The sequence below is a fragment of the Bradyrhizobium sp. JR3.5 genome (genome assembly GCF_054057015.1).
Genome location: NZ_JBSRYV010000001.1, coordinates 2790792 through 2806084 on the forward strand (window position 1 = coordinate 2790792; position 15293 = coordinate 2806084).

The 15293-nt window shown below is 61.8% G+C and carries 12 protein-coding genes and 4 pseudogenes; 5 read left to right on the forward strand and 11 right to left on the reverse strand.

The window, feature by feature from the left end; genetic code table 11:
• Positions 1–221: 221 nt before the first annotated feature.
• From ACVWW1_RS14055 to ACVWW1_RS14065, 3 genes and pseudogenes are all read right to left on the reverse strand, one after another.
• Positions 222–1001 carry an SDR family oxidoreductase gene (locus tag ACVWW1_RS14055; RefSeq protein WP_456656211.1) on the reverse strand — a complete coding sequence of 260 codons (780 nt, stop codon included), beginning with the start codon at positions 999–1001 and terminating at the stop codon, positions 222–224.
• Between the two features lie 75 nt (positions 1002–1076).
• A pseudogene (locus ACVWW1_RS14060) lies at positions 1077–2082 on the reverse strand (NADP-dependent oxidoreductase).
• A 34-nt stretch (positions 2083–2116) separates the two neighbouring features.
• On the reverse strand, positions 2117–2947 hold the full coding sequence (locus tag ACVWW1_RS14065; protein ID WP_456656672.1) for an alpha/beta fold hydrolase: 831 nt from the start codon (positions 2945–2947) through the stop codon (positions 2117–2119).
• 192 nt (positions 2948–3139) lie between these two features.
• On the opposite strand from ACVWW1_RS14065, the pseudogene ACVWW1_RS14070 reads away from it, so the two are divergent.
• The 3 genes and pseudogenes from ACVWW1_RS14070 (at position 3140) to acuI (ending at position 4797) form a co-directional block, all read left to right on the forward strand.
• Positions 3140–3572, forward strand: a pseudogene (locus ACVWW1_RS14070) (winged helix-turn-helix transcriptional regulator).
• On the forward strand, positions 3569–3811 hold the full coding sequence (locus tag ACVWW1_RS14075) for a hypothetical protein (RefSeq protein ID WP_456656212.1): 243 nt from the start codon (positions 3569–3571) through the stop codon (positions 3809–3811). Before ACVWW1_RS14070 ends, ACVWW1_RS14075 begins: the two are co-directional and overlap by 4 nt.
• Complete coding sequence (gene acuI, locus ACVWW1_RS14080; RefSeq protein ID WP_456656213.1) at positions 3808–4797, forward strand: acrylyl-CoA reductase (NADPH); 990 nt, start codon at positions 3808–3810, stop codon at positions 4795–4797. The genes ACVWW1_RS14075 and acuI overlap by 4 nt, the downstream gene beginning before the upstream one ends.
• Before the next feature lie 127 nt (positions 4798–4924).
• On the opposite strand, the pseudogene ACVWW1_RS14085 reads toward acuI, so the two are convergent.
• The 5 genes and pseudogenes from ACVWW1_RS14085 to ACVWW1_RS14105 form a co-directional block, all read right to left on the reverse strand.
• Positions 4925–5747 (reverse strand): annotated as a pseudogene (locus ACVWW1_RS14085) (enoyl-CoA hydratase-related protein).
• 67 nt (positions 5748–5814) lie between these two features.
• On the reverse strand, positions 5815–6519 hold the full coding sequence (locus tag ACVWW1_RS14090) for an SDR family NAD(P)-dependent oxidoreductase (protein WP_456656214.1): 705 nt from the start codon (positions 6517–6519) through the stop codon (positions 5815–5817).
• Positions 6520–6536: 17 nt separating this feature from the next.
• On the reverse strand, positions 6537–6953 hold the full coding sequence (locus ACVWW1_RS14095) for a molybdopterin dinucleotide binding domain-containing protein (RefSeq protein WP_456656215.1): 417 nt from the start codon (positions 6951–6953) through the stop codon (positions 6537–6539).
• Positions 6841–8859, reverse strand: a complete 2019-nt coding sequence (locus tag ACVWW1_RS14100; RefSeq protein ID WP_456656216.1) for a molybdopterin-dependent oxidoreductase — start codon at positions 8857–8859, stop codon at positions 6841–6843. Before ACVWW1_RS14100 ends, ACVWW1_RS14095 begins: the two co-directional genes overlap by 113 nt.
• Positions 8860–8873: 14 nt before the next feature.
• Positions 8874–9497: a TetR/AcrR family transcriptional regulator gene (locus tag ACVWW1_RS14105; protein WP_456656217.1), complete on the reverse strand. Its 624-nt coding sequence runs from the start codon at positions 9495–9497 to the stop codon at positions 8874–8876.
• Between the two features lie 162 nt (positions 9498–9659).
• Between ACVWW1_RS14105 and ACVWW1_RS14110 the strand changes: the two genes are divergently transcribed.
• Positions 9660–10856 (forward strand): acetyl-CoA C-acyltransferase, encoded by a 1197-nt coding sequence (locus ACVWW1_RS14110; RefSeq protein ID WP_456656218.1) that lies wholly within the window; start codon positions 9660–9662, stop codon positions 10854–10856.
• Positions 10857–10952: 96 nt separating this feature from the next.
• Positions 10953–12155 carry a multidrug effflux MFS transporter gene (locus ACVWW1_RS14115; protein ID WP_456656219.1) on the forward strand — a complete coding sequence of 401 codons (1203 nt, stop codon included), beginning with the start codon at positions 10953–10955 and terminating at the stop codon, positions 12153–12155.
• 119 nt (positions 12156–12274) lie between these two features.
• Here ACVWW1_RS14115 and ACVWW1_RS14120 read toward each other — a convergent pair whose 3' ends face one another.
• The 3 genes and pseudogenes from ACVWW1_RS14120 to ACVWW1_RS14130 form a co-directional block, all read right to left on the reverse strand.
• The gene (locus ACVWW1_RS14120) at positions 12275–12928 is read right to left on the reverse strand and encodes a flavin reductase family protein (protein WP_456656220.1); all 654 of its coding nucleotides are present in this window, start codon (positions 12926–12928) and stop codon (positions 12275–12277) included.
• Between the two features lie 126 nt (positions 12929–13054).
• Positions 13055–14070, reverse strand: a pseudogene (locus tag ACVWW1_RS14125) (NAD(P)H-dependent flavin oxidoreductase).
• Between the two features lie 22 nt (positions 14071–14092).
• Positions 14093–15280 (reverse strand): acetyl-CoA C-acyltransferase, encoded by a 1188-nt coding sequence (locus ACVWW1_RS14130; RefSeq protein WP_456656221.1) that lies wholly within the window; start codon positions 15278–15280, stop codon positions 14093–14095.
• Positions 15281–15293: the final 13 nt, after the last annotated feature.

Sequence of the window (15293 nt, forward strand, 5' to 3'; positions counted from 1 at the left end):
CTCGCGCCTTGTTTTCGGCAGCGCGCGCGGCCCCCTTCAACCGGGAGGTCCGCACCCCTTCATTCTATTGGCCGACGGAGTAAACCGTTCTAAAATAGAACTGTCAAGACGCACGGACGTCAACAAATCAGCAAACGCCTCAATTATCGGTGCGGAAGCCGCATTCCAATTTGGAATTTGAAATTGAGCGCGATTTGTTCGGAGGGATCAGCTGAGCGCGATTACCATTTCTCAACCCACGGCCGCAGCACGACTTCAAAAGCCCAGGTCGACCGATGCTGGCGGTGCAGTTGCAGATAGGTTTCCGCGATATGGACGGGGTCGGCCATGTTGTCGTCCACCGTCGTTCCCGCCAGCCGGTGCGCGCGGGTCCCGTCCTCCTGAGTCCAACCGATCGCGGCATCGATCGGCACATTCGCCACATGGATTCCCTGTGGCATCAATTCTCTCGCTATGCTTTGCGCGAGTCCGGACTTGGCATGGCACGCCATCGCAAATGCACCACTTGATGGAAAGCCCTTGAGCGCCGCGCTGGCGTTCGTAAAGATGATCGTTCCTCTCGTACCATTGACGTCGGGTTCGTTTCCGAGCATGAGCCGGGCTGCCTGTTGACCTACCAGAAACGCGCTGAACGCCGAGTTTCGGATTGTCTCGAGCGCCATCGTCGGGTCGGCTTCGAGAATGCCCTTGCGGAAAATGCCGGGAACGCGGCCATCGATGTTATGCACGACAAGCCTCGGCGTTCCGATCTCTCGAGCGACATTCGCGAACAACTGTGCAACGGCCGCCGGTTCGCTTGCATCGCAGGCGTACCGACGCACGCCGTGCATCTTTTCGAGAGTCTCAAGGACGGCTTTTTCCGGATTTCTGGCTGCGACGGCGACACGCATCCCGTTTTCCGCGAACAGCCTGGCGCAACTCGAGCTGATACCAGGGCCGCCGCCGACAATGAGTGCAACGCCAGGTGTGGAAGTGTGAGTGTCGCGGGGGGACTCAGTCATGTTGCTTCCTCCAATGTGTTTACCTTGTTGGTCACAAGTCAGGGCTTCGCAACGCGAGCAGCGTCATTGCGGGACCTAGTGCGTCACGGCAATCACGACCTTGCCCTTAGCGCGCCCGGTCTCGACATAGGCCAGCGCATCGCCGGTTTCTTCAAACGGGAAGACCTTATCCACGACCGGACGGATCACGCCGGATTCGATCAGGGACGTGATTTCGCTCAGCTGCTGCCCCTGCGCGCGCATGAACAGGAATGTGAAGCGCACACCAAGGCTCCTGGCCTTCTTCCGCACACTGCGGCTCAGCAAGCGCATCACCAATTTCAGGAAGAGGTTCATGCCCTGCTCTCTGGCGAATTCGGGGTCCGGCGGCCCGGAGATCGAGATGAGCAGGCCGCCCGGCTTGAGCACGCGCAGAGATTTTTCAAGCGTCTTGGCGTCCTGGCTGTGTAGGACCAGATCGTAGCCCGACAAGACCTTCTCGAAATCCTGCGTCTTGTAGTCGATGACCAGGTCCGCGCCGAGGCTCTTGACCAGGCCGGCATTCTTCGCGCTCGTCGTCGTCGCCACGACCGCACCGAGATGCTTGGCGAGCTGGATCGCGAAAGTCCCGACGCCACCGGAGCCGGCCTGGATGAAGACCTTCTGGCCAGGCTTCAGCTTGGCCACCTCGACCAGCGCCTGCCAGGCGGTCAGTCCCACCAGCGGGATGGAGGCGGCCTCTTCCATGCTGATGTTCGCAGGCTTCGGCGCCACGTCGGCTTCGTTCATCGCAATGAATTCGGCGAATGTTCCGATCCGATGATCGCGCGGCCGTGCGTAGACCTCGTCGCCCGCCTTGAACCGTCTGACATTGCGGCCGATCCTGATGACCGTTCCGGCAACGTCATGACCCAGAATGAAAGGCGGACGATACGGCAGGATGAGCTTGAATTCCCCACCCCTGATCTTGGAGTCGAGAACGTTTCACGGCTGTTGCGTGGATCCGAACCAGGACATCGTCGTCCCGCACCTCCGGCTCCGGCATGGTTGCCAGGCGAACAGCGCCTTTCTTCTCGTATTTGTCGACGACGAATGCCTTCATGATGTCATCTCCAATCTGGAATCTGGTTGCAGCGTCAGGCGTCGAGGAACGACAGCGCCTTCGGCACGAAATCGGCGTGGTACTGGAAAATCCCGCCATGCCCGGCATCTTCGTAGATGACCAGTTGTGCGCCCGGGATACGCCGTGCCATGTCGGTGCTGTTTGCAGTCGGCACCATGATATCGTTATCGCCATTCGCGATCATGACCGGGATGCGGATGCTGCCGAGATCCTGCGGCGCCTGCTGGCCCCAACTCTTGATCGCCTTGAGTTGCCGCAACAAGGCCGCTGGTGTGGCTGCTTTGTCCCGATCTGCCTTGCGCTCCTTCAGCCTTGCGAGAAAAGCCTTTGCGGCTCGGCGTCCATTGGCCGTCGAGGTGAAGAACAGATAGAATTTCGGGTCTCGCAGTGTCAGCAAGCCCTTGATCATCAACGGCCAGGACACCGGCCCAACCTTCTCGATGCCTTTGCCGCCTGCTGGGCCCGTGCCGGTCAGAATCAGCTTTCGCACGAGACCAGGGGCCTTCAGCGCGATGTCCTGGGCCACGAAGCCGCCGAGGGAAAAGCCCAGCAGATCGACTTTTTCGAAGCCGAGCGCGGCGATCAGAGCAATCGTATCCTGCGCCATTTCGCCAACGCTAACGGGCGCTTTCCCACCTGAAGCGCCGATACCCCGGTAGTCGATCGCGATGACGCGATGCCTGGTGGCGAGCCCATCGACGATCGGCGGATCGAAATTGTCGAGAACCGCGCCCCAATGATTGAGAAGGATCGATGGCACGCCGGTGCGCGGACCGATGTCGCGATAGGCAAAGGTCGTTCCCGCAGCACTGATCGAAAGATTCGGCGCATCGACATAGCGCATGACCGATCCCGGGTGGCTGACATAGTTTGACATCACTTGCTCCATCGTTCGGCTGGCACCGGAAGCACCCGGAATCAGCGCAATTCCCTGTTCTGTCTTGCTCATTCCGGCTTTCTCAATTTGCTCTGGAACATCGACGAGCGATCTGTTACTATCAATTTAGTACTAAGTCACTACCAAAATGAGACTTACATGAAGAAACTTTCGGACCAGCCTTGCCTGATCGCCCGGAGCCTGGCGCTGGTCGGGGACGCATGGAGCATGCTGATCATGCGCGATGCCCATGCGGGACTGACCCGCTTCGACGATTTTCGCAGGAGTCTCGGTATCGCGCCGACGATGCTGACGGGGCGTCTTTCAGCGCTGGTTGACGAGGGGGTGCTGGAGAAACGCCGTTATTCAGACCGTCCGCCACGGGACGAATATGTGCTGACGGAAGCCGGGCGCGACTTCTTGCCGGTGCTCTTTGCGATCGGCGCGTGGGGACGCAAGCATCGCAGCGGAGGCAAGGTCACCACGGTTCTTCGATGCCGAAAACGGATCGGAGATCGATCCCCTTACCATCGATCGCGCGACCGGCGCTCCGATCGGAACACGTTCCATTCGTATCGGCGAAGTCGAGTGAGCAATTCGCTGGGCCTCTCCAACGTGTGTGGTCGCGAGCGCGGCGCGTTGGCCTTCCAAGACAATGTAGCGGCTGACCAGCGCCAATGGCACCAGCGTTACCAACAGCCAGAAGCTGTTGAAGCAAGCGGTGGGGACGCGGCCGGCAACCATCCCGAATCGGAGCACCTGGAAGAACGCGAACGGCAAATCAACCTGTCCCCGATCACGACGCCAATCATCCCAAGGAGACTACAATGACCTTCAAAGCTGTGCTTGTCCGCAAGACCGATGCGGGGCAGACGACCGAACTCGTGAACCTGACGGACGCGGATCTGCCAGAAGGCGATGTGACCGTCGCAGTCGACTATTCCACCATCAACTACAAGGATGGCATCGCCATCTCCGGTCGCGGGAACATTATCCAAAAATTCCCCTTGGTTCCTGGCATCGACCTCGCTGGCACCGTCGAAACGTCCTCCGATCCAGCCTTCCAGGTTGGCGACAAGGTGGTCGTTCACGGGTGGGGTCTCGGCGTCACCCACAATGGAGGCTTCGCTCAGAGGGCGCGTGTACCTGGGAAGTGGCTGACCAAGCTGCCGAGCACAATCAGCACTCGGCAAGCGGCTGCGATCGGCACGGCCGGCTTCACGGCCATGCTCAGCGTGCTCGCGCTGGAGCACAACGGCATTACGCCGGACTCCGGCGAGGTACTGGTGACAGGCGCGAATGGTGGCGTGGGTTCGGTGTCCATCGCTCTGCTGTCGAAGCTGGGCTACCGCGTCGTCGCCTCGACGGGCCGGCCGAGTGAAGCTGAGTATCTCAGGACTCTCGGAGCCGCCGAGATCATCGATCGCAACACACTGTCGGAGCCGTCTCAGCGTCCAATTCTACCGCCGCGGTGGGCCGGCGCGATCGACTCGGTCGGCAGCCATACGCTCGTGAACGTCCTCGCCCAAACACAGTATGGCGGCACGGTCGCCAGCTTCGGCCTCGCCCAAGGCATCGACCTCCCCGGAACCGTGCTGCCCTTCATCCTTCGCGGCGTCACGCTCGCAGGCGTCGATTCCGTCAACGCGCCCTCGGCCAAACGGATCGAGTCCTATAAGCGGCTCGCGACCGACCTCGACCCCGCCAAGCTGGAATCAATGGTGACCGTCGTTGGGCTGGCAGAAGCCGCTGACGTCGCCCGCAGCATCTTTGGCGGGACCATTCGTGGCCGTGTTATCGTGGATGTCAACGCATAAGGATCCAGCCTTGTGCTGCAATGGGATTGAAACCAACTGCGCGTAATCGGAAGCCCAAAATCATCCGCGACTGGCGCGGTTACGAGCGCAGGCCCAACGCACTTCAAGGCAATGAATCCAGCGGGTTTCACCTGTAACTGGGAGGACGTTTCTCAATAAATGCCCGGAACGGCTTCGGCGTGCTGTGCAGTGCCCGCCGCACCGACCATCCTCTCGGCCTCCTGATCCAATGACGTCAGGAAGTCAGCCGACAGCGCAAGGTCGAGATTATCCTTCATGGAAGCAAACGCGCTCGCCGGACCGTTCGCCAACGTCCTCGCCACTACAAACGCTTCGTGTTGCAGCTCAGAATCGGACACCACGCGATTGACCAGCCCCAGCGCTTCGCAACGGCGTGCATCGATACGTTCGGACAAGAACATCAGTTCGCGGGCACGCGCCGTCCCGGCCAGCCGGGTCAACAGCCACGAGATACCGTAATCGCCGGTGAGCGCGATCCGGGCGTAGCCAGTCGTCATGATGGCGGATTCGGCTGCAATACGAATGTCGCAGGCGAGTGCGATCGCAAACCCGGCGCCAGCCGCCGGTCCCGGCAAAGCCGCGATGGTGGGCTTTCGCACCGAAACAAGTACGCCGGTCAGGGCTCGCTGACGTTCCCGCAACCGCGCAACCTTGTCGCTGACTGACATGGCCGGCGCCGCAGAGTTGCCGCCCATCCCCTTGATGTCGCCGCCCGAACAGAACGCAGTGCCTGCACCGGTAATCAGGAGGGCTCCGACCTCAGGATCATCTCCATTCTGTTTGATCATCCGGCGCAACGCCGGCGTAAGATGATCGGACAACGAATTTCGGGCTTCGGGTCGGTTCAAGGTAATCACCGCGACGCGATCCCGGATCGTGCACAGCAGTTCGTCCGTTCCTGTATCAACCGAGATGGATCCATCAGTCATGTTTCTGACCTTTCAAGTCGCGGAGATCTCTCCAAATGACCCAGCGCGCCGTGTCCGTGCTCGAGCATCACCAATTTTCTTTGAATGGCCGCACTTCGGTGAGAAACGACCAGGCCGAGCGGTCCTGACCATAGAGATGCAATAATTCGTCGGCGATCGCCGCCGGCTTGATGAAGAATTCATCCGGTTTGTCGCTCATCCGCGCGCGCATCCGGGGCGTATCGATAACGGCGTCGATGAGAACGTAGGAGACGTGCACGCCGAGAGGCCCCAAGTCACGTGCGATCGACTCGGCCAAAATGCGCTGCGCCGCCTTCGTCGGAGCGAAGCCGGCGAAATTGGCTTTGCCTCGGATCGAAGAGGTGTTGCCGGTCACCAGGATTGCGCCCTTGCCCCGATTGATCATGTCAGGCGCCACTTCGCGGGCTAGGTACAACAATCCCATCACGTTGACTTCGAAGTTGCCCTTCAACATCTTCGGATCGATCTCGCGAAAATTCCCCCAGCCCCCGCCTACCGCGTTGTGGATGAGAACGTCAGCCGGGCCGAACCGCCGCTTTACGTCGGCGATTACGGTCCGTACTTGGCTTTCGTCCGAGACGTCGCAGGTCATCGCGTGCACGTCGGGAAGCTCTTGCGCAAGCCGATTGATGAGCTCCGTAGAGCGAGCAAGCGCGAGGATACGAAATCCGCCGGCAGAGAAGCGCTTGACGATGGCAGCTCCGGTGCCTGGCCCCACCCCCGTCACGATCGCGATTGGTTTCTCGGTCATTCGACGCTCCCTTCGAGCTATTGTCCGGCCGCTCTCTTGTGAATTCGCTCGGATCGCGACTGATAGGCGGCAGCTTCGTGCCCGGACACCAGGGCCAGTCGAACCGCGACGTTCTTGTGGTAGGGCGTGCCCGCAATGGGATCGCGGTTGCCGCTTTCGGTGAGCAGATTGATGCGCGGTCCGTTGATCAGGCGCTCTCCGTCAGACGTCGGGTAGGCCTGACCGTAGCCGTGGGGCAGCGCCAATTGGCCGTTCCGCATGGCGTCGTCGACCTTGCAGCGGACGACGAGCCGCCCGACCACCGACTCGACGGCCACCCAGTCACCATCCTTTGCGCCCAACTCGTGCAAATCGCTCGAATTGATCAGCAGCGCCCCGTCCGGGTCCTCGCGACGCCACGCGGGATCGCGAAAGATCTGGTTGGCATTGAACATGCGGCGGCCACCCAGCCGCCAGCATGAACGGGAATTCTTTTGGCGCGCCCGCGGCCCCTGGATCGAGACGCGCCAGCCATTCCAGCATCTGCGGGACGACCAGCCGAACCTTGCGATCGGAATGGCTGATCAACGACCAGACTTCGTCATACTCGTGTCGGGTAACCGCCGTGCCCTGCCGGGCGCCCACGATGGCGTCGAACAGGAGATCTCCGAGCTGATGGTCCGCCACCTCCTCGGATGCGCCAATCGCCCGCCGCACCGCTTGCGACGATCGCTTCGCGCAAGCCAGTGCCGCGCTCCACATCGGCGCCGCGGCCGCGGTACCGTCCGGAAGCGTCTGCCCCAGCGTATGGTAGAGCACCAGGGCAGGCACTGCCGCAGGGTTTTCCGCGATGAAATCACGAAAGGCCGCGGCGAATTCAGATCGCGAGCGCCGTGCTATTTCGCGTAGCGGCGCGAGCACATTGTCACCCGGCAGAAGCCCCAGGGCGACGGCAAGCCGCGTGTAGATCTCGGGCTCCGGCAAGGTGCCGGCAAGTGGCGGTAGAACACCGGCGCGGACATGAAAATAGTTGGTCGGAAATTCGAAGTTGAACAGAGTAAATTCGGTCTTTTCGTATTGTGTGGAGGCCGGGAGGACGTAGTGCGCGAGCCGTGCGGTTTCGGTCATCGCAACGTCGACGACAACACATAATTCGACCGATTGCAGCGCGCGTTCCACCGCCTCGGTGTTTGCCGCGGTGTTGGCTGGATTGGAGCTGTCGATCCAGGCGCAGCGCAACCGGTCGGGATGGTCCTTAAGCACCGCTTCAGGGAAAATGTTGGGCGGCAACAAGCCGGCGATAATGGCGTCACCAGTGGGTGCGAATGTCTGGTTCGGAGAATTTCCCCAAAGCGGTTGAAGCCAGCTATGCAATTGGTTGGTACCTTCACGGCCAAAATTGCCGGAAAGCATGATCAGGAGCTTCTCGAGATAGGAATTAAGGGTCGAATTGACGCCTTGCTGGATGCCGAGTTCAACCCGAACCACCATGGCCTTCGCGGCCGCGATCATCGCGGCGCAACGCTCCAGGTCGGCGATCGAGATATCGGCGGCAGCCGCCCATTCCTCAACGGGGATGTTCAATAGTGCCTGCCTCACTTCGGCGAAGCCGGTCGTGTGCTCCTCAATGAACGCGTGGTCGATCCGGTCGGAACGGACGAGCGTGGCCAGCAGCGCGCCAAGAAGAAACGTATCGGCACCGGGGCGAACCGCAAGATGCAGATCCGCCATCTCTGCGGTTTCGGTTCGCCGGGGGTCGATGACGATCAGCTTGCGTGCCGGATCCTTGCGGATCTGATTGAGATGGTCACGCGCATTGGGGAAGCCGTGCGCGATCCAGGGATTTGCACCGATGACAAGCAAGAGATCGCAATGATGCACGTCTTCCGACGTGTGGCAGGTTTGGCTGCCGAACATGTGGCCATTGACCCAGAAGTCGCCGGTTTTCTCCTGCGAAAGGGCGTTGAAGACGCTGCGTGACCCCAGCGCGCGCAACAATCCACTGGCGTAGGCGCCGCCAGCGTGGTTGCCCTGCCCGCCGCCGCCATAAAGGGCAATACTCTTGCCGCCATACCTGTCAACGATGTGCCGCAGCCGCTGTGCGATTTCTGCGATCGCGACGTCCCACTCGATTTCATCAAAGCCGCCATCGGCGCGACGACGCAGCGGGGTCGTGAGCCGATCCCTGTGATGCGCATAATAGGGAATGCGCGCCGCCTTGTTGCACAGATAGCCTTGTGACTTCGGGTTTGAACGGTCGCCTCGTACCTTCTCGAGGCGCCCCTCATTCACCCAGACCTCGATGCCGCAATTTACGTAACACAGGTTGCAGGCTGTCTTGAGCCACTTGCCGGCCGTCATGGGCACCTCCCAAATTATGGTTTGTCGCAGCTCATCGCCTTTGCTGTTCTGCGCTGCCGCTTGTGAGTCCGGCCGCAGACAGTCGTCCGTCCGGCGTCGAGAATATCGTCGGAAAGCTTCCCGGCGCCGACAGCACGCGACAGCACGATCGATCCAACCATGGTCGCAATGGCGCTCGTCGCGATTTGGCGCGCCTGTTGGGAACCCTCGGCGGGAAGCACTTCGACCAGGATGTCGATCATCTCCTCCAGCTTGGACGCAAGCGCCCGTTGCTCGCTCGGGCTCGATCGAGCCACATCTGCGGCCAAGGCTGGAAGCGCGCAACCTTGTCTGGGATTGTCGCGGTGACGGGAACTGAGATAATCGGCGATCAGCGTCTCGAAGCGATCCCCGCTGGCCTTCCGGTTCGCCAGTTTTTTCCACCGCTCGACCATTTGGTCCATCGCAAACGCGATTGCCTCGCCAACAAGTGCGGCACGCGAGTCGAAATGGTTATAGAACCCGCCGTGCGTAAGACCCGCGAGCTTCATCAACTCGACAACGCTAAGTCCTTCGGCACCGTTTTGACGCAAGCCGTAGGAGGCGTTTTCAACAATCCGGCTGTGGGTCTGGCGCCTATGGTCTCCTACGTAACGCATCTCCCCTCCGTGCAAGCTGCTCGGTGACCGGCTGTGCGACCGATCCCATCCACCAGCGCTTCTGGACCGCGCTTTTGAAGTGACGGCAATATTCCATTGCAACGCCGGCCATGTTATATGATTATCGTCATATAACAACAGCGATCAACAGGAGAATTCGCCATGGCCGCCGCTTCCGATCCCGTCGTCATCCTCTCCGCAGCCCGTACGCCGCTCGGCCGCTTCATGGGCGAGCTCTCACCGCTCAGTGCCCACAAGCTCGGCTCCCATGTGATCGGATCGGCTCTGGAACGGGCCAAGCTGGCACCCGAACGGATCGACGAGGTCTTCATGGGCAACGTGCTGCCGGCCGGACAAGGCCAGGCGCCGGCGCGCCAGGCCGCGCGCGGCGCCAAATTGCCGGATGCCACCGGCGCCACCACCATCAACAAGGTGTGCGGCTCCGGCATGAAGGCCACCATGCTGGCTCACGATATCATCAATGCGGGCTCCGCCGAGATCGTTCTGTCTGGCGGCATGGAGAGCATGAGCAATGCGCCCTATTTGCTGGCCAAGGCGCGCGGCGGCTATCGCGCCGGCCACGACCGCATCATCGACCACATGCTGATGGATGGGCTGGAAGACGCTTACGAGACGGGACGCTCGATGGGCGATTTCGGCGAGGCCACCGCGGAAGCCTATCAATTCACCCGCAAGGACCAGGACGATTATGCGATCGAGACCTTGACGCGCGCCCGCAAGGCGGTTGAAGGCGGCGCCTTCAAGGCAGAGATCGCTCCGATTACGTTGACCGAGAAGGCCGGGCCCCGGATCATCTCCAACGACGAGCATCCGCTCAAAGTCGATCCCGCCAAAATCCCCGCGCTGAAGGCCGCATTCCGCGCCAACGGCACCATCACGCCCGCAGCCTCATCCGCCAATGCTGACGGCGCTGCGGCGCTCATCTTGGCGAAACGCTCGCTCGCCGATCGCGACGGCCTCCCGGTGCTCGCCGAGATCAAGGGCCATGCCACCCACAGCCAGGAACCACAATGGTTCACCACGGCGCCCATCCCGGCGATTCGCAAGCTGTTGGACAAGGTCGGCTGGAGCGCGGGCGACGTCGATCTGTTCGAGATCAACGAAGCGTTTGCAGTCGTCGCGATGGCCGCGCAGCGCGATCTCGGCATCCCGCGCGAAAAGCTCAACATCAACGGCGGCGCCTGCGCGCTCGGCCATCCCATCGGCGCCACCGGCGCGCGGCTGATCGTGACGCTGCTGCACGCGCTCGAGGCCAACAACCTCAAGCGCGGCGTCGCGTCACTCTGCATCGGCGGCGGCGAAGCTACCGCCATCGCGATCGAGCGCGTCGTCCGCTGATAACACGGTTGGGCGGACAACGACGGACAACGCGAGTGGCGCCAACGGCGTCACTCGCTGCCCTAATCCACCTGTCCCTGGCACGCGAAAGATCCCATGGCTGACCTGACCAATCCCGTGCCGCGGGACATTCCGACCTCGAGCACCCTGCCCATCGCCGTCCTTTCCGTCCTGGCTGCGATGGGAACGCTCGCGACCAACATTCTGCTGCCGTCTTTGCCGCAGATTGCGATCTCTTTGAATGTCACGACTGCGGCGGTCACATCCGCCATCACCGTCTTTCTTGCCGTATTCGGGTTGGGCCAGCTCCTGGTCGGACCGCTTTCGGATCGCTACGGAAGACGTTGGCCGGTCCTGATCGGGTTCGCCGTATTCTTCGCCGGCAGCGTTTGGTGCGGTCTGGCAACCGACCTGCCCAATCTCCTCATCGGCCGCGTCGTGCAGGCAACAGGTGCTTGCGCGACATCGGTGCTGTCTCGTGCTATCGCCCGCGACATGTTCAGTGGCGCTGCACTGGCACGCGCGATGGCGCTCATCATGATCGTGATGTCCGCAGCGCCCGGGTTCTCGCCGCTGCTTGGCGGCGCCCTCGACCACAGCCTGGGCTGGCGCGCCGAATTCGCGCTGGTCGCGATCTTTGCCGCCGCCAGCGCCGTTGCCTACGGCATCGTTCTTGGTGAAACCCACAGTTCGATCCGCACGCGGTTCAATCCAGTTGTCGTCGGCAAGACCTACGCCGGCCTGATTGGCGACCGTCGCTTCGCCATCCCCGCGATCACCTCGAGCCTCATCATAGGGGGCTTGTTCTCGATGTTTTCGGCGGCACCGCGCTTACTCATCGAAGCGCTGCACTTCACGCCGATCCAGCTCGGCTTCTTCTTCGCCGGCACCGTCTTCATCGTATTCGCCGGGGGTATGCTTGCAACAAGATGGGCACCACGCTACGGACTCGATCGCCCGATCCGGGCAGGTTTGTGCGCGACGGCCGTCAGCAGCCTCGCGATCCTGCTCATCTCGATGATCAGCCCGACTTTCCTGCCGTTTCTGGGCGCGATGTGCGTTTTTCTTCTCGGCATGGGTGTTGTCAGTCCACTGGCCACTGCGCGGGCGCTCTCTCCATTCGGCGAGAAGGCCGGCGCCGCCTCGGCGCTGCTCGGTTTCTTGCAGATGATGATCGCCGCGATCGGCGTATGGCTTGCTGCCACAGTGTCACATGAAGCAATGTTGGCGCTGGGCGTCGTGATGAGCACGTTTTCCCTGCTCGCTCTTGGCCTTTACGCGCGGGGCCCGGGGTCTTGATGGGCAAATGATTCCGCACGGGTTTTCCGTTCAGTCACTCATCAGCTTTGCGAAGCCGGGCTCTGGCCTGTCGACCAAATGCTTGGCCAGCCCGGCCGTTCAGCCTGTTTCCAGCGCAATCAAGTGCCGTGGAATTCCGGTTTGCTGCTGCCAGGTGGGCGTTTCATCTCGAACATGTTCTCGGTCCTGACCTCGAGGTAATCTCCACCCCGGCCGGCGCGCAGAATGGGACGCGCAAGTGCCGTGTTGTAGACGCCGTCCTCGATCAACGATTTGTCGATGTAGACCGCGACGACCTCTCCAAGCACGAACCACCCTTCCACCTTCTCACCACGCGCATTCGCCAGTTGAGAGACGTCGACGACCTTGCATTCCATTGCGGCCCTGCTCTCACCCACCCGCGGCACAGCAACGTGGCGTCCGGGTACTGGCGTCAGCCCTGCCGCCTCGAACTCGCTCACGCCGTGATCCAGAGGCGCAGCCGTCGCGTTCATGCGCTCGCCCAGATCCATCGTGACCAGATTCCAGACGAACTCACGGGTCTCGCTGACGTTCTTGACGGTGTCCTTCCACGAAATCGAGGAAAACCCGATGATCGGAGGATCGTAGAGGAACGCGTTGAAGAAACTGTACGGCGCCAAGTTCAACTGACCGGCGGCATTGCGCGATGAAATCCACCCAATCGGACGCGGCGCAACGATCGCATTGAATGGGTTATGCCGGAGTCCGTGCCCTTTCGAAGGCTCGTAGTAGTGGAAGTCGGCCTGGTCCATAAATGCCCCCGAGGCTGCCGAAGGCCGTCCATTCGGCCAGTCGAGCTTCAACGACGATCGACGCACGCATGACCATGCGTGCGCATAACCCTCGTCAGAACGTCCGCAGTGCCCGTCCGGAAGGGCTCAGGCGATCGCCCGAGCCGCAGCCGGCCGTTGCCCGGCCCCGTCGAGAAAACCAGTCAGGCGCTGCCGGATGATTTGTTCGGCGTCCGCCATGATGCGGTCGATCAATTCCTTCACGGTCGGAATGTCGTGAATGAGGCCGACGACCATGCCGCAGCTCCAGGCGCCCGCGTCCATGTCGCCGTCGATCATCACCTTGGGATAGACACCCGCCACCTGGTCGTGGATGTCCTCGATCTTGAGGCTCTTGCCCTTCTCGCGCTCGATCTCGAGCAGCTGCTCGACGCCCTTGTTGTTCAGCACCCGCTCGGTGTTGCGCAGCGCGCGCATGACCAGCCTGGTGTCGAGCTCGGTCGCCGCGACCAGCGCCTTCTTGACGTTCTCGTGCACCGGCGCTTCCTTGGTGGCGATTAAGCGCGTGCCCATGTTCATGCCCGCAGCGCCCATCGCCAGCGCCGCAACTAGGCTGCGGGCGTCGGCCATGCCGCCGGAGGCTACGAACGGGATCTTCAGTTCTTCGGCCGCACGCGGCAACAGGATCATGTTTGGCATGTCATCCTCTCCGGGATGACCGCCGCACTCGAAGCCGTCGACGCTGACGGCATCGCAGCCGATCTGCTCCGCCTTCAGCGAATGCCGGACGGAAGTGCATTTGTGGATCACCTTGATGCCGCCCGCCTTGAGGGCCGGCATGTACTGCTCGGGGCTGCGCCCGGCGGTTTCAACGACCTTGATGCCGCCCTCCCTGATCGCCGCAATGTATTCCGGATAGGGCGGCGCGCTGAAGGTCGGCAGGAACGTCAGGTTCACGCCGAACGGCTTGTCCGTCATGCCCCGGCAACGCGCGATCTCCTTGGCCAGAAGCTCGGGCGTCCGTTGGGTCAGGCCGGTGATGATGCCAAGCCCGCCCCGGCGTTCGACACCGCGGCTGCCAGCTCGGCGAAGCCGACATAGTGCATGCCGCCCTGGATGATCGGATGCTCGATGCCGAACAGTTCAGTGATCGCTGTCTTCACGAATGATCTCCCGCGTTGCCGCTCAGTGGATGATTTCAAACAGGCCGGCCGCGCCCATGCCGCCACCGATGCACATGGTCACGACGCCGTACTTCGCCTTGCGCCGACGGCCCTCGATCAGGAGATGGCCGGTGAGCCGCGACCCTGTCATGCCGTAGGGATGGCCGATCGCGATCGAGCCGCCATTGACATTGAGCTTGTCCGGATCGATGCCAAGCTTGTCGCGGCAATAGATCACCTGCACCGCATAGGCTTCGTTCAGCTCCCACAGATCGATATCGTCGATCTTGAGGTTATGGCGCTTGAGCAGGCGCGGGATCGCAGCGACCGGGCCAACACCCATCTCGTCCGGCTCGACGCCGGCGGCGACGAAGCCGCGGAAAATACCGAGCGGCTTCAGTCCCTTCCTCGCAGCAATTTTGTCGCTCATGATCACGCAGGCCGAGGCACCGTCCGAAAGCTGGCTGGCATTGCCCGCGCTGATGGTCTTGCCCTCGAACACCGGCTTGATCTTGGCTAGGCCTTCGGCGGTGGTTTCGGGACGGGGACCTTCGTCTTTCGTGAGCGTCACCTGCTCGTAGGTGACCTCCTTGGTATCCTTGTTGACGAGCGCCATCCTGGTCGTGAACGGCACGATCTCGTCGTTGAAACGGCCGGCCTGCAACGCAGCGCCGACGCGGCGTTGGCACTCGAGGCTGTATTCGTCCTGCTTGTCGCGGCCGATTTTGTAGCGCTCCGCAACGACCTCGGCCGTATCGAGCATCGACATGTACATTTCGGGCTTCATCGCCATCAGCTCGTCATCGACGGCGTGGAATTTGTTCATATGCTCGTTCTGCACGAGGCTGATCGACTCGATGCCGCCGCCGATCGCGATCTCGACGCCGTCGAGCATGACCGAGCGTGCGGCCACCGCGATGGCCTGAAGGCCGGAGGCGCACTGCCGGTCGATGGTGGTGCCGGCGACCGTCACCGGCAGACCGGCGCGAATCGCGCCCTTGCGCGCCACGTTCATCACCATGGTGCCTTGCTGCATCGCGCAGCCCATGACCACGTCTTCTACTTCTCCGGGCGCGATGCCGGCGCGCTTCACGGCTTCGGCCATCACGTGCCCGGCCATGGTAGGGCCGTCCGTGTTGTTAAGCGCGCCGCGATACGCTTTGCCGACGGCCGTTCGGGCGGTGGAAACGATGACTGCTTCAGTGGTCATGTCGGCCTCTTCC

Bases quoted from the DNA above. Each gene is read 5' to 3' on its own strand.
- ACVWW1_RS14055 (WP_456656211.1), bottom strand. From the start codon at position 1,001: ATGACTGAGTCCCCCCGCGACACTCACACTTCCACACCTGGCGTTGCA.
- ACVWW1_RS14065 (WP_456656672.1), bottom strand. From the start codon at position 2,947: ATGCGCTATGTCGATGCGCCGAATCTTTCGATCAGTGCTGCGGGAACG.
- acuI (WP_456656213.1), top strand. From the start codon at position 3,808: ATGACCTTCAAAGCTGTGCTTGTCCGCAAGACCGATGCGGGGCAGACG.
- ACVWW1_RS14090 (WP_456656214.1), bottom strand. From the start codon at position 6,519: ATGACCGAGAAACCAATCGCGATCGTGACGGGGGTGGGGCCAGGCACC.
- ACVWW1_RS14095 (WP_456656215.1), bottom strand. From the start codon at position 6,953: ATGTTCAATGCCAACCAGATCTTTCGCGATCCCGCGTGGCGTCGCGAG.
- ACVWW1_RS14100 (WP_456656216.1), bottom strand. From the start codon at position 8,859: ATGACGGCCGGCAAGTGGCTCAAGACAGCCTGCAACCTGTGTTACGTA.
- ACVWW1_RS14105 (WP_456656217.1), bottom strand. From the start codon at position 9,497: ATGCGTTACGTAGGAGACCATAGGCGCCAGACCCACAGCCGGATTGTT.
- ACVWW1_RS14110 (WP_456656218.1), top strand. From the start codon at position 9,660: ATGGCCGCCGCTTCCGATCCCGTCGTCATCCTCTCCGCAGCCCGTACG.
- ACVWW1_RS14115 (WP_456656219.1), top strand. From the start codon at position 10,953: ATGGCTGACCTGACCAATCCCGTGCCGCGGGACATTCCGACCTCGAGC.
- ACVWW1_RS14120 (WP_456656220.1), bottom strand. From the start codon at position 12,928: ATGGACCAGGCCGACTTCCACTACTACGAGCCTTCGAAAGGGCACGGA.
- ACVWW1_RS14130 (WP_456656221.1), bottom strand. From the start codon at position 15,280: ATGACCACTGAAGCAGTCATCGTTTCCACCGCCCGAACGGCCGTCGGC.